The following is a 14,367-nucleotide window of genomic DNA, read 5'->3' as shown; positions in this document are numbered from 1 at the left end:
ATAAAGAGGAATGCGCATTCCTTATTAAAGAAATGCGCCCGATTGTTGATTAACTTTATCTACTATATGACGTCCAAACCCTATACACATATTTACCATCTACCTCTATCACATCTCTATGTAATATAACAACCACATTAATGTATCTCGCCCATTGTGGTATTAGTTCAGTTAAACAATCAATAACCTTTACATCAGGACTGGCATAACCGACATTTTCTTCTCTCAAAAAGTGATTTGAGAAATCTTGATACAAAGAGTCCGTCCATTCATATACTTCAAACGGAGAATCAAAAATTCTATTATCTTCTCTATATTGTCCATTTACCCAATGTATTTCCATAACAATGCCCCCTAACATGTTTTTTTGTTATGAATGAATTATAAAAAAATGAGCGTTCCTCAACAATATAATCTTTAACAAGATGAACACTTTCATAGCTTCTCACAAAAAACGCACGATTGTGGAAGATGGAGACCATAAAGTACTAAAGAATGAGCAATGTATAGTTATTTATACGCGATTGCTTTTAGATGACATCTCACAAGAGTGTTACAACTTTAAAAGGCTATTGGCAGTGGAAAAAGACAAATGATTAAAAAAGAATTTGCTTCTAGCTGTTCGTAGATCCATTCTCCTAATATAAAAAATAATTTCGATACTATTGAATTATGTAGATTATTGTCGAAATATACCTATATATAGTTGTGGGAGGAAGCAAATGAAGAAGAAAAATTTACAGTTACGAAGTATCTCAGGGAAGTTAATGCTACTTATCACAACTATTATACTTGTCACAGTTGTGATTATCGGCTCAACAAGTTATTTGGTTGCCAAAAATCAGCTCTTAGAATCAGGTCAAAGAGAACTACAAAGCATTGTTAAGGGGGCTTATACTTCATTAGAATTGATTAATGAAGAAGTAGAAAGTGGCAAAATAACACTAGCGGAAGGGAAAGAAAAAGCGAGAATTATTCTAAATGGACCAGTAAATGAAAATGGAGACTACGATTATAAAAAATCCCATTTTACTTACAAAGAAAATGGTTATATATTAGCTTTTGACGAAGATTTAGTGTTGCAACTGCACCCTTCTAAAATAGGTGGAGCTCCTACCGATGAACTTAACAGAAGCAATCGAGAAAAGATAGTTGCAGGTGGTAAATCCAAAAATGAATCAGATCGTTATGTCGTTTATTCCGACAAACAGCCTGATGGTTCTTTTAAAGATAAAACAGCCTATACAGAATATTTTGAGCCTTGGGACTGGACTATTGGAATTGCTGTTTTTCAAGATGAATTTTATGAAGGATTAAACATTTTACAATATATTATCTTTGGTACAACAGTTGTACTCATTATTTTAAGCTCACTTGTGTTTTATTTAGGTATTCGTAGGAAAATAAATACACTAAAAGATGTAGCTGAAACATCATCAAAAATTGCTGATGGTCATATAATGGTTACCAATTTGCCTGAATCAAGTGATGAAATTGGACAACTTGCGATTGCTTTTAATAAAATGTCACAGCAATTACGTACGCTTGTCGAAAATACTAAAAATACTAGTGAACAATTATTGGATTCAGCTACAAACTTATCAGCAATTTCAGAAGAAACATCAGCTAGTAGTGATGAAGTTGGTAGAGCAATTACCGAAATTGCTACTGGTACACAAGAACAAGCCCATGATTTGGACAAGATAAACCAAACAGTAGAGCTATTATCTTGTTCAATAGATACTACGGAAAAACAAAGTAAAGTTATGTACGACATTACAAAACATGCAGAAAAACTATCATCCGAGGGAATTGAAATCGTTCACCAATTACAAAAATCAAATACGGATTCATTAGCAGCATCACGAGAAGTCAGTCATGAAATAAAAAATTTAAATAGTAAAATAAATCAAATCACACAGGTAATGGAAACAATTGAAACAATCGCAGAACAGACAAATTTACTAGCTTTAAATGCGAGTATTGAAGCAGCAAGAGCAGGTGAGTATGGTAGAGGATTTTCAGTTGTTGCCGATGAAATAAGGAAACTAGCGGAACAATCAAAAAATGCTACTCATCAAGTACAAGGAGTCGTTTTATCCATTGTTTCAGAAACTACTAAAACAGTTGAAACTGTAGAAGTAACAATGGAGACTGCTAAAAAGTTAAATGATGATGTTGTTCTAACACAAAGCAAATTCAATCAGATGTCTGATTCTGTTAAACAAATAGTAGAATCGATATTAGCAGTAAATAAAGAAATGGACGTTATGACATCCTATAATAAGTTGATGAGTGAAGGAATCGAAAGCGCGTCCAGTGTATCAGAACAGACGGCGGCTTCAGTACAGGAAATTGCATCGTCCATAGATGAGCACATTAAAGCAATTGCTGATGTTGCAAGTGCTGCTGAAACACTAACGGAATTAAATCGAGATTTAAATGCTTTAATGGACAAATATACTTTATAACAGGATAGTGATGGTAGGACATGCTCTAAAACTACTTCAAAAGATAACCAGTTTACAAATTAGATATAAAAAAATGCATCGAATCAAATGTTTCGATGCATTTATTCTAGTTAGTAAGTTGACTCTTCATTTTGCCCCTTAAATTTCAAAAATGATATTCGGAATGACTACAATATAGCCTTTAATGAAAAAATACGCATCTCTTTATTAAAGAAATGCGCACATTTGCGGTGTAGTTAGGCGTATATTCACCAAAACGTTAAGTAATGTACTAACGTATTAATTCCTGCAAACTTAACAGACATAATTATAAGTATAACGATAATACTTAATACTACACCAATAGCCTTTTTACCGGAATTAGCCATGTTATCACCATCTCTTAAATTATATTTCTTCGTCAAACGATAAATTTACTGGCTCGTCCAGCAGTTCACCATGCACATCTAAATTAGTTGTTGGAATATTTTTATTTACTTCTTCAAAAGTGAATTGATCTGCCCATACAGTTCCTTGTCCACACAGCATGATACCAAACGAAATAACAGCACTTTGGGTGGGAACATCTAAAATAATAGAGTAGTGGTTCCACTTTGTTGTACCTTTAATGGGGCGATTACTCATATTATCAAATTGAAGAACATCTTCCGTTGTGTTGTCTACTCGCATCCACATCCCAGCGTACGTATTTACCTCTTCCGTACGGATGAAACAAGAGAGTCGAATACGCTTTCCAACAAACTGATTAGCCTTAAATGTTTGCATCATAGTAGCGAATTCAGTTGAATCTAACACTGTTTTGGATTTTAAATAACCTGATGCTTTCCCCTGATGAACAACTTCATAATCAATTCCCATTTCGTAATTAAATGGATTTGATCCACTTAAAAACCAACCTTTCACCTTTGTATCCATATTTGTTTCCTCCTTCATTTTCATCACGTCTGACATTATTCTGCGATATTTACCAGGTGGTAGCTTATAAATCTCTTTAAATGCTCTCGTAAATGATTCTTGTGATTCAAACTGATAATATAAAGCAATATCCAGAATGCGTTTGCTTGTGTAAAGCAAGGCGGAAGAAGCATTAGCCAATCTTCTTAACCGAATATATTCAGTTACCGTCATGCCAACCGTGGCTTGAAATATTCGATGAAAGTGATACATTGAAAAATTTGATTGTGCTGCAATATTTTTTAATGTAAGTGGTTCATGTAGATTTTCTTCCACATATAAAATAATTTTTTTAATTATAATTTCATGGTTATACAACGAAGACACCTCCTTTAAATATAGAATATCAAGGTTCTTCCTTCGTTTTTTGATATATCTTGCGAAGTAATCGCTGCATCCTAAAAACCATTAAGAACAGGTTGATGTAATAATACTCTTTTTATAGCTACAACAATAGAACCTGTACAATATAACAAACCAACTTGCTCGAGAAATTTAGTTTATCGTTACACTGGAAAGGCGCTCTATAATGGAATAACTGAATAGTTTTGAATGGCTACGTTCGTAATAGAGACAGCCAAACAGGTTCTAGTACAACAAGAAAAAACAATCGTACCATGAAATCAAGTTTGGTTAGCAACGCCGTACGAAAGGAAAGCACATGGCCAGGATTATAAGTATCACATCGTCCTTGGCAAATAATAGATGATTCTTCGATAGTGATGTGAAAGAAATAGAGTAGAAAATAGTGAAGTAACAAATTGTCCTGATTGTATTCACATGTTGGTGAGTATACTACCAAAATTACGTGTTTCATCGTTTGTAGGTTATTTGAAAGAAAAGAATCGTTCCACACCCTACCACCAGACCATAAAAATCCATGTTGAGTGGACCTTTTGGAATCGGTGCAGAAATGTAAAAATGTAAATAAGGAGATGAATTCAGTGTTTAAGGATTTTAAGATAACGGAAGGCAGGCCTTTGTATATTCAGCTTAAGGAATATTTAATAAGAATGATGACGAACGGGCATTTACTTGAACATCAAAAGCTTCCATCCACTCGTGAACTCAGCTCATTATTAGCTATCAGTCGAAATACCGTTCTTACGGCTTATGCAGATTTAGAGCAAGAAGGCATGATTTATGCAGTAAAAGGAAAAGGACACTTTGTAAGTCATGTAGAGACCTTTCAAGCTCCAACTATCGAGTTAAATTGGACTGAAAAAATCAATGAGCAAACCTTTTTATCTGAAAAATTAGATCTCATGAAACACGGAGTACGTTGGAATAAAGAAATGATTTCATTTACAAGTATCGCGCCCGATGAAAAGCTTTTTGATGTAGAAAATTTTAAAAAGGCATTTTTAAATCGTATGTCCATTGAAGGAGACATTGTTCTTAACTATGGTTATGCAAAGGGCTATAAACCGCTTATCGATTACCTCCTTAACTACATGGAGATTAAGGGAGTAGACATTCGAAACAAAGATATTTTAATTACCAATGGCTTTACAGAAGGACTGGATATTCTTTTATCCACCTTAAATAAAAAGAACGGCCGTGTGATTTGTGAAAATCCAACCCATCATGCAGCCCTCAAGCTCTTTCGATTACATGGCTATGAGATTGATGGCATTGAAATGGAGGATGACGGTGTCAATGTTAGTGAGCTAGAAAAATGCTTATCTAAACAGGAATATGATTTTGCCTATTTCATTCCGTCTTATCATAATCCAACTGGAATCGTAACATCCTCTCAAAAAAGAAAGAAAATCATGGACCTGTTTTCGGCCTATCAGCTTCCTATTATAGAAGATGGATTTAATGAAGAATTACGTTACTCAGGGTCCCATCAGGCTCCATTAGCTGCTTTTGCTGGAAACGGCAATAATGTGATTTATATTGGTAGCTTCTCTAAAATTCTTTTTCCTGGCTTGCGAGTTGGCTGGATTTTAGCAGACAAAGAGTTGATTTATTATTTGGAAAGTATGAAAAGAGCTCGAACGGTGCATACGTCAACTTTAGATCAAGCTGTGCTATATCAATATTTAAATGATGGCTACTTTGAGAAGTATATAAAAAAAGCAAAAGCAGTCTATAAGAAAAAATATGAACTAGCTGTCCATTATTGTAAGCAATATATTCCATGTAAGCGAATCACAAGTGACGGTGGGCTCCACCTTTTTATAGAACTAGATCACAACATTGACTCACAAAAGCTTTTAGAAAAGTGTTACCAAAAGGGAGTTGTTTTTTCGACAGGCAATGTATTTTACACAGACAGTAGTGGACAACATACGTTGCGGTTAGGATTTTCTAGGTTACATGAGAAAGAAATTATTCAAGGAATTAAAATCATAGGAGATACTTTAAAAAATAATTATGGAGGTTAAAAAAATGAGAGTTGGCGTCATTATGGGCGGGGTTTCTTCCGAGAAGCAAGTTTCGATTATGACAGGTGAAGAAATGATAGCTAATTTAGATAAAAATAAGTATACAATTGTATCAATCCACATAGAGAAAAAAGAAGATTTAGTGGAAAATGCACGGAATCTTGACGTTGCGTTACTGGCGTTACATGGCAAGTATGGTGAGGACGGCACCGTTCAAGGTACCCTTGAAACTATGGGAGTTCCCTATACAGGAAGCGGTGTCCTGTCCAGTAGCTTATGTATGGATAAGAATATTTCGAAAAAAATCATGAGGTCTGAAGGTGTGCAAACACCAGATTGGATTCATCTTATGAGTATGGAAGAGCTTAATATGGATGAACTAGATAACATGGGATACCCAGTAGTAGTGAAACCTAATGCAGGTGGCTCAAGTGTAGGCGTAAAAATTATGTATGACAAAGAAGCGGTAAAATCTACGATTGCGGAAGTATTCAAATGGGATTCCGAAGTGATAATCGAAAAGCTGGTAACGGGCGAGGAAATCACTTGTTCGATATTGGATGGCAAAATTTTGCCGGTAATTTCTATTCGTCATCAGAACGAGTTTTTTGACTACACCTCTAAATATAATGATGTGACTACAGTTGAAGAGGTGATTCAGCTACCGCCTGAAACATATCATCGTGTTGTTGCTTCAGCGATTTCTTGCTATAAATCATTGAAATGTAGCGTTTATGCCCGTATTGATATGATCATCAATAACGGCGTTCCATATGTATTGGAAGTTAATACATTACCTGGAATGACGAAAAACAGCCTGTTACCTAAAAGTGCACAATCAGCAGGTATTCCGTATCCTCAGCTACTTGACTTGATCATTGAAAAATCACTTAAAGTAAAGAGAAATGATGGATAGAGCAATAATAAGCAGATATTAGCCTTAGCAATATTTTTACATATTATTGAAATAGAATACGAACAAAAGATAAAGATAAAAGAATCGTGGTGTCCCATAATGATCGAAACAAAATCTTATTTAGCAAACGCTGTAGAACAATTAAAGCCTTCTGGTATACGCCACTTTTTTGACTTGGCTACAAAAATGGAAGGTGTTATTTCTCTTGGCGTAGGAGAACCAGACTTTGTCACACCTTGGCATGTCAGAGAAGCTGCAATTTCATCGTTAGAACAAGGCTATACTTCTTATACAGCAAATGCTGGACTACTTGAACTAAGAGAAGAGATTGCTTTATATATGAAAAAATACTTTTCAGTTACTTATGCTCCGCAATCAGAAATTATTGTGACTGTGGGTGCTAGCCAAGCAATAGATATAGCTTTAAGAGCAATACTAGATCCAGGTGATGAAGTCATTGTTGTGGAGCCTTGTTTTGTCTCGTATGCTCCACTCGTAACGATGGCTGGAGGCGTACCTGTTACTGTGCAAGCATTAAAAGAAAATGAATTTAAAATTCTTCCGCATCAATTAGAAGCAGCTATTACAAAAAAGACCAAAGCGATTATGATTTGTTCTCCTAATAATCCTACTGGTTCTTTGCTTAATAAAACAGAATTAGAGAAGATTGCTGAACTTTGTGAACAACATGATTTGCTTGTACTTTCTGATGAAATTTACGCAGAACTTGTTTATGATGAAAACTATACGAGCATTGCCTCTATAGAAGGAATGCACAAGCGAACGATCTTATTTAACGGTTTTTCAAAGGCATTTGCGATGACAGGATGGCGCTTAGGATTTGTTTGTGCTCCTGAAGAAATATCACAGGGCATGTTAAAAATTCATCAATACACTATTATGTGTGCTCCAACGATGGCCCAATATGCAGCGCTAGAAGGACTAAAACATGGCAGATCCAATATAGAGGATATGAGAAACATTTATCGCCAACGTCGTAATTTTATCGTTAAATCTTTTAATGATATGGGGTTAAGTTGTCATTATCCGGGCGGAGCATTCTATGCATTTCCATCCATTGCGTCAACAGGACTAAGTTCTCAAGCATTCGCAGAGCAGTTGTTATTAACTGAAAAAGTTGCTGTTGTTCCAGGAGATGTTTTCGGTGAAAGCGGTGAAGGAAATATTCGTTGCTCCTACGCTGCTTCTATGGAACAACTACAAGAAGCGATGAAACGTATTCAGCGATTTGTTAATAATCTTGAAAATCACAATCCCCAGATTTAATATTAATAAAATAAATGATGCTACACACTTCTATTGATTGCTTCTCTAACGCTCTCATTACAAGTCCGTAAAATTAAACAACATTGCTGAGCTATACCTAATCGTTCAGCAATGTTGTTTACGTTTTGCCCATTATTTATTAGAATCATTGCAAAAGTGTGAGGACATCCATTAATGGATGTAACTCTCTTTGACGGTGTCGTTGATAACTGTTCCATAGCCTAACGACGTATAGCAAGTTTTGTTATATTATGAACAACACGAAACAGCTTTATTGATATCTTTTTCACTTACATACACGGAACCTTCAGTATCTATTATATATTCTATATCATTTTCTTTTAATTGTTCGAATAACGATTTTCGTAACGCGTCTGATAAATTTTCTTTTCTAGCAAAAGAAACGTATGTCCCGTTAGAACGATTCTCATTACTACATCCACTCAATATACTCAAACATAAGACGATAGATAGCAAACACTTGCATTTCAATTTCACGAATTTACCCCCTAATGTGGAAAATCAGTATATACCTTTAAGTAATAAAAGTAGAAGGTGAACCTTACTAATAAAGGTCATTTCACAAAAAGCTAGGATAGTCACAGTGATCTGACTTTTTTATGATTTTAGAGAACAAGCTTCTAGGCTTAACAGTAAGCTTACTTCAACAGCACCCCTATATAAAGAGCTACCTCGTGACCTCTCCCTAACAGCAAATACTTAAAATTAGTAGTTGTAATTTTTATTTTACCTCAACCTTAAAAACAAAAGTCTTTTATTCATATTAACACCCCTTTTATTATAGATTCCATTTAGAGAAAATGAATGTTGCAAGTTGTAATTTACAAAAATACTAATGTATGTATATATAAAGTGAAAAGAGAAATATCGTTGTTGACTGTGAGCTGACTTACGAATAAGACAGTAATCCAATCCTATTAGTCATTTTGCGAAACTGTTTGAGAAGAAAAAGGGAGGTATTATCAATGAACGTAATAGAAATTAAAAATCTAACGAAGACTTACGGCAAAGCAAGGGGAATAGCTGATGTTAGTTTTAACGTTGAACAGGGTGAAATTTTCGGATTTATTGGACCTAATGGTGCTGGAAAGTCGACAACAATTCGCACATTATTATCGCTTATTTACCCAACGAGCGGCAGCGCCACGATTTTTGGCAAGGACTGCATTCAATTTGCACCCGAAATAAAAAAGGAGATCGGCTATTTACCATCAGAAATCTTTTACTATGACAATATGAAAGTAAAGGACCTATTAAAATACTCAGCTAGCTTTTATAAAAAAGATTGCAGTAAGAGAATGAAAGAGTTAGCAAAAATGATGGACTTGGATCTGAATAAAAAAATTGATGACCTATCTTTAGGAAATAAGAAGAAGGTCGGGATTGTTCAAGGGCTCCTCCATGAGCCGAAACTCATTATTTTAGATGAACCAACAAGCGGGCTTGACCCATTAATGCAACAAAAATTCTTTGAACTATTAGAGGAAGAGAATAAAAAAGGTGCTACGATCTTATTTTCGTCCCACATCCTCAGTGAGGTTCAAAGATTATGTAATCGTGTTGCCATCATTAAAGAAGGTAAAATTGTAACGGTAGAAAAGATTAGTACGTTACAAGAGAATAACTATAAAAAGTTTAAAGTTGAGACGGATGCACCCCTAGACAAAAATTACTTCCAAATCGATGGGGTCAATAAATTAGATATTCACAATAACGTAACTAGCTTTTTATTTAAAGGTAATATTAATACTGTGATGAAAAAAATCGCTGACATTGAAATTACGAATTTGTGGATTGAAGAACCAGACCTTGAGGAGATCTTTTTACATTATTATGAGAAGGAGGTCTAAGCATTAATGAATATTTTTATACATGAATTGAAAACGTATCGAAAGTCTACAATTATTTGGTCGCTATCGTTAATTGCCATTATGATTATTTTTATGTCAATGTATTCTACATTTGCTGAAGATGCAAAGGGTTTTATGAAAATCGTTGAAAACTATCCAGAGGCGATCAGAAATGCAATGGGGTTTAATCAAGAAAATTTTTTTACTATTTTAGGATTCTATAGTTTCCCGTTATCGTTTATTACTCTTTGCGCAGCAATCCAGGCGATGAATCTCGGCACGTCCATTATCAATAAGGAAGTCCGTGAAAAAACAGCGGACTTTTTGCTAACGAAGCCTGTTACCCGTACAGAAATCTTGACAGCTAAATTATTAGCAGCCTTCGTTTCGATTGTCGTGACGAATATCTTTTATTTCGCTGCCGCTAGCTTTGTGGCATTACAAGTTCAGACTGATGATTTTAGCTTAAAAATTTTCTTGCTGCTTTCACTTACAATATTCTTTATTCAGCTGATATTCCTATCCTTAGGAATAATCATTTCCGTTATTGTCCAAAAGATTAAATCTGTGCTGACCGTCTCACTTGCTACCGTCTTTGCTTTCTACTTTGTCGGAATGTTCAGCGATACGACTGGTGATGAAGTGAAACGTTATTTTTCGCCGTTTAAATACTTCGACACCGCTTATATCATAAAGCATTCCAGCTATGAAACAACATTTTTAATTGCTGGTGCAGTGATTATTATTCTTGCAATCGCAACTAGTTATGTTGTCTATAGTAAGAAGGATATCCATGCGGTTTAAAAATGTTAGCTTTACTTGTAGAAAGCGAAATGGAGGGGTTCGGTAATGAATATATTTTTAAAAGAATTGAAGTCTCATCGAAAATCACTCATATTTTGGAGCATCGGTGTTTTCCTGATGGTGGCATCAGGAATGACTAAATATGAAGCGTATTCGTCATCGGGCCAATCGATAAATAAATTGATGGCAGATATGCCAAAATCGCTACGGGCTGTATTAGGTTTCAATGATTTGGATTTAACGAAAGCTAGCGGCTACTATGGTATGCTTTTTCTCTATTTAGTGTTAATGGCAACTATTCATGCAGTCATGCTCGGAGCGACCATTATTGCCAAAGAAGAGCGAGATAAAACATCTGAGTTTTTATTCGTTAAACCAGTATCTAGAAGTAAAGTTATTACAGCCAAGCTATTGGCTGCGTTGATAAATATTGTGATCTTCAATCTCGCAACATTCGTTTCGTCTATTATTCTTTTAGGGAAATACAGCGATGGCGAAGCGGTGAATAGTGAAATTGCAATCTTAATGGTAGCAATGTTCATTTTGCAGGTTTTGTTTATGGTTATTGGCAGTGCCATTGCTGCTGTAAAGAAGAAACCAAAAACGGCTGCATCAGTGGCTACTGGAATTCTCTTACTTATGTATATGTTATCAATGATTATTGATCTGAATGAGAGTATAAAAGGAATAAGATATTTTACACCATTTAAATATTTTGAAGCGAAAAATGTAATGTATGGCGGTGGGCTAGATGTAAGCTTTGTCGTAATCTCCCTAATATTGATTCTATCATTTTTGGTCATAACCTATGTTTATTATAAAAAAAGAGATTTGAATGTTTAGTTAAAAGACCATCATTTGCGGTCTTTTTTCATGGGAAAAATCACAAAGATAGTTAACATTGCAAAAAAACCTATACTAGTGAATTTTCCGATGATTGCAGTTTCACTTTTTTTCCAAGATTTATACGATGTTAAATTTTTTGAATCTTTTTTCGTTCTTTTTTCGTACGTTAAAGTAGGAAAGGAAATGGAGGCTCATAGAAATGGAGAAAACGAAAAAAATGATGGTTGGTATATCAGCAACAGCCTTAACGTTAAGCTTAGCTGGTTGTGACACATCAACAAGTAGCTTACCATCAAAGCCAACAGATGAAAGCTGTAATGACTGGGATTGGTCAGTGGAAGAGGGCGTATGGCAATGTGATGAAAGTCGTTCAGGGCATTATGGAGCCTACTATTACGGGGGAAGCTATTATAATACCAAGTCAGCGTTAAAGAGTAGCAGCGACTACAAAAATTATAAAAGCAGTACCAGCTCTAAAGCAGGGCGATCCAGCTCAGGGTTTGGCAGTGGATTAAAAAGTTTCGGAGGATAAGAGAGGGCGAAAAATATGAATGTGTATTTAAATTTTTTATCATATCTAGGTGTATCCATTAGTTTATTAGTAATCGGTATGTTGCTATTTACGCTAAGTACACCAAAAATTAAAGAGTTCCAATTAATCGCGCAAAAAAATGTAAGTGCTGCGATGCTATTAGGTGGTAAAGTAATCGGCTTAGCCATCGTATTAGGGGCGGCTGTAGAGTATTCGATTTCTTTATTTGATATGGTTATCTGGGGTGCAATCGGCATTGTAGCGCAAGTCGTTGTGTTTTTCATAGCAGAACTAATAACGATTCGTTTTAGCATTCAAAAAGCGATTGAAGAAGACAATCGAGCAGTTGGAACAATGTTATTATCGTTATCATTAGCAGTTGGTTGGATTGTTGCGAAATGTTTATCATATTAGTTTGAGGAGGGGTAGCTCTGAAGGAGTTAATTTATTATATTGATAAAGGAAATGGATATTTTGAGCCGTTTTTTGAATATATGGAACCCAATGTTGGCCTAGATGAATTTTATGCGCGACAGCTTTGTACATATTTTATCATGCAAGGTATACAATATGAGCTTATATCGAATGAGATGGAAGGGAATGTGGAAGTACTTGTATTAAGAGAGATGGGCCGTAATTTATCAGGTGAGGATGAGAGAAGCTTCCGTGAACAAGGCATCCATATCGAATTTAGAAATCCAAATGAACATGAAAATTATCGATTGCTCTTACGTATCCCTTGTGAGACACATACTGAAGTTATTCGCTACTTATTAAAGAATGTTGTAGATATTCCGAATATCGGACAAATGCTTGTTACTTCTACTGAAATTGACGAGGACCGTGGCGTTTATGTGATTTATGTAACGGAATTGAAAGTGAGCTGAATGGTTTCATGAATAAAAGCGAGCGCCAGCAGTTTTATACGCAATTTGAACAGTTTTGGGCCGATTTATATGACGAGGAATATGCCCTTTATGATATGTATGAAATAACAGAGGAAGAAGTTGAAAAGATTCGGTTAGCAACGGAACGAACGGGTAAAATTTTTTTTAAAACGGCTCATTTATTACGCAACGTATCCAATGAGACATTACTTGAAATGGGTTATCCGGAAGAAACGCTCCATTTTCTTCGTTTAAAAACGATGGAGGTTGAAAGCGTAATTGCGCGCTTTGACTTTATTCCACATAACGGTAGCTATAAATGTATTGAAATGAATGCAGATACACCGACGTTTATTAAGGAATTATTTTTTGTCAACGAACGCATTTGTCATGCATTTGCAATGGAAAATCCAAATGCTGAAGCGGAGCAGGTTTTAAAAGATTTGATTCAAGAAAGCGTTAAACAAAATAAATGTTCTCAAAAAACACATATCGTCTTTACTGCGCATGAACAAAATATAGAAGACTACTATACAACGCTTTACTTAATGCAATTTATATCTGGAGCCAAATTTACGCCGTTGCATCAATTACAAATTCAAAGAGGTGTCGGGTTATTTGATGAGGACGGGAAGCAAATCGATGTCCTGTATCGTCAAACGTTTCCGATTGAAAATTTAATTCTAGACGAGGATGAAGCACAAAATAAAATCGGCTTGTGGCTATTAGAGTTAGTTGAACAAAATTTGTTAACGATTATCAACCCACCCTCTGCTTTTTTACTACAAAACAAAGCGGTACAAGCTGTCATTTGGGGCTTGCACGAGGAAGGAAATGAATTTTTTTCTGCTGAAGAGCACGAGTGGATTGCCGATTATTTGTTACCTACCTATTTAGAAGAAAGCCCGTTTATTGACAAAGGGCTGCGCTATGTAAAAAAACCTGTATTTGGTCGTGAAGGGGATACGATAGAGATTTATGAAGCAGATGGACATTTACTAAAGGCGGATGCACAAAAATCTTATCATCACTATACAAAGGTGTATCAGCAATATATCGAGCAACCAAAAACAACATTTCACAGTGAAAAAGGCAAACAAACAGGAGAAATATTGGTTGGTAGCTTTTTAATTAGCGGAAAGCCAAGTGCAATTGGTTTACGCATAGGTGGAATGATTACAAACAATTTATCGTATTACTTGCCAATTGGAATAAAAAGAGGGAAGTTTGGGTTCTGAACGATTTTAAAAGAAGAGGAAGGAATGCACTTAATGTAGTGTGAGTTGAATTCAATGGAAGTTCTCCTAAGCTAGCGACAATAGAGAGTATCAAAGTCATGACGGCTCTGCCAGTCGGTCATGCGCACATCTATTATAAATGAACTGAAAATCCACTCTTGAACGCAA

13 protein-coding genes and 1 pseudogene are annotated in these 14,367 nt (G+C 35.3%); 12 read left to right on the top strand and 2 right to left on the bottom strand.

Annotated features, from left to right (window positions below):
• Positions 1-55: 55 nt before the first annotated feature.
• Positions 56-343, bottom strand: coding sequence for a hypothetical protein (locus tag FC748_RS09610; RefSeq protein ID WP_108030443.1), 288 nt, complete (start codon positions 341-343; stop codon positions 56-58).
• A gap of 379 nt (positions 344-722) precedes the next feature.
• On the opposite strand from FC748_RS09610, the gene FC748_RS09605 reads away from it, so the two are divergent.
• Positions 723-2,471 carry a methyl-accepting chemotaxis protein gene (locus tag FC748_RS09605; protein ID WP_108030444.1) on the top strand — a complete coding sequence of 583 codons (1,749 nt, stop codon included), beginning with the start codon at positions 723-725 and terminating at the stop codon, positions 2,469-2,471.
• A gap of 387 nt (positions 2,472-2,858) precedes the next feature.
• Here the strand turns inward: FC748_RS09605 and FC748_RS09600 are convergent, their stop codons facing one another.
• Positions 2,859-3,743: a helix-turn-helix domain-containing protein gene (locus FC748_RS09600; protein WP_108030445.1), complete on the bottom strand. Its 885-nt coding sequence runs from the start codon at positions 3,741-3,743 to the stop codon at positions 2,859-2,861.
• 405 nt (positions 3,744-4,148) lie between these two features.
• Between FC748_RS09600 and FC748_RS22420 the strand changes: the two are divergent.
• From FC748_RS22420 to FC748_RS09545, 11 genes and pseudogenes are all read left to right on the top strand, one after another.
• A pseudogene (locus tag FC748_RS22420) lies at positions 4,149-4,352 on the top strand (transposase); the annotation flags it as partial.
• 17 nt (positions 4,353-4,369) lie between these two features.
• Positions 4,370-5,818, top strand: a complete 1,449-nt coding sequence (gene pdxR / locus FC748_RS09590) for a MocR-like pyridoxine biosynthesis transcription factor PdxR (RefSeq protein WP_024363309.1) — start codon at positions 4,370-4,372, stop codon at positions 5,816-5,818.
• Positions 5,819-5,822: 4 nt separating this feature from the next.
• Entirely contained in the window at positions 5,823-6,734 is a 912-nt protein-coding gene (locus tag FC748_RS09585; RefSeq protein ID WP_108030446.1) for a D-alanine--D-alanine ligase, read from the top strand.
• 99 nt (positions 6,735-6,833) lie between these two features.
• A complete protein-coding gene (locus FC748_RS09580) occupies positions 6,834-8,021 on the top strand; it encodes an aminotransferase (protein WP_024363311.1) in 1,188 nt (395 codons plus the stop codon).
• Positions 8,022-9,007: 986 nt separating this feature from the next.
• Positions 9,008-9,892 carry an ABC transporter ATP-binding protein gene (locus tag FC748_RS09575; protein WP_024363313.1) on the top strand — a complete coding sequence of 295 codons (885 nt, stop codon included), beginning with the start codon at positions 9,008-9,010 and terminating at the stop codon, positions 9,890-9,892.
• A gap of 6 nt (positions 9,893-9,898) precedes the next feature.
• Positions 9,899-10,696, top strand: coding sequence for an ABC transporter permease subunit (locus FC748_RS09570; RefSeq protein ID WP_108030447.1), 798 nt, complete (start codon positions 9,899-9,901; stop codon positions 10,694-10,696).
• Positions 10,697-10,741: 45 nt separating this feature from the next.
• Positions 10,742-11,539 (top strand): DUF2705 family protein, encoded by a 798-nt coding sequence (locus tag FC748_RS09565; RefSeq protein ID WP_108030448.1) that lies wholly within the window; start codon positions 10,742-10,744, stop codon positions 11,537-11,539.
• Between the two features lie 202 nt (positions 11,540-11,741).
• On the top strand, positions 11,742-12,074 hold the full coding sequence (locus FC748_RS09560; protein WP_137102295.1) for an aminotransferase yhxA: 333 nt from the start codon (positions 11,742-11,744) through the stop codon (positions 12,072-12,074).
• Between the two features lie 15 nt (positions 12,075-12,089).
• Positions 12,090-12,488 carry a DUF350 domain-containing protein gene (locus tag FC748_RS09555; RefSeq protein WP_108030450.1) on the top strand — a complete coding sequence of 133 codons (399 nt, stop codon included), beginning with the start codon at positions 12,090-12,092 and terminating at the stop codon, positions 12,486-12,488.
• Positions 12,489-12,676: 188 nt separating this feature from the next.
• The gene (locus FC748_RS22295) at positions 12,677-12,961 is read left to right on the top strand and encodes a hypothetical protein (protein WP_244311200.1); all 285 of its coding nucleotides are present in this window, start codon (positions 12,677-12,679) and stop codon (positions 12,959-12,961) included.
• Positions 12,962-12,969: 8 nt separating this feature from the next.
• Positions 12,970-14,199 (top strand): glutathionylspermidine synthase family protein, encoded by a 1,230-nt coding sequence (locus tag FC748_RS09545; RefSeq protein WP_108030452.1) that lies wholly within the window; start codon positions 12,970-12,972, stop codon positions 14,197-14,199.
• Positions 14,200-14,367: the final 168 nt, after the last annotated feature.

Origin of the sequence: Lysinibacillus sphaericus, assembly GCF_005217585.1 — a bacterium.
GTDB classification, from domain to species: domain Bacteria; phylum Bacillota; class Bacilli; order Bacillales_A; family Planococcaceae; genus Lysinibacillus; species Lysinibacillus sphaericus.
Note: the sequence above shows the minus strand (reverse complement) of the source record. Positions and strands in the feature narration are given on the sequence as shown.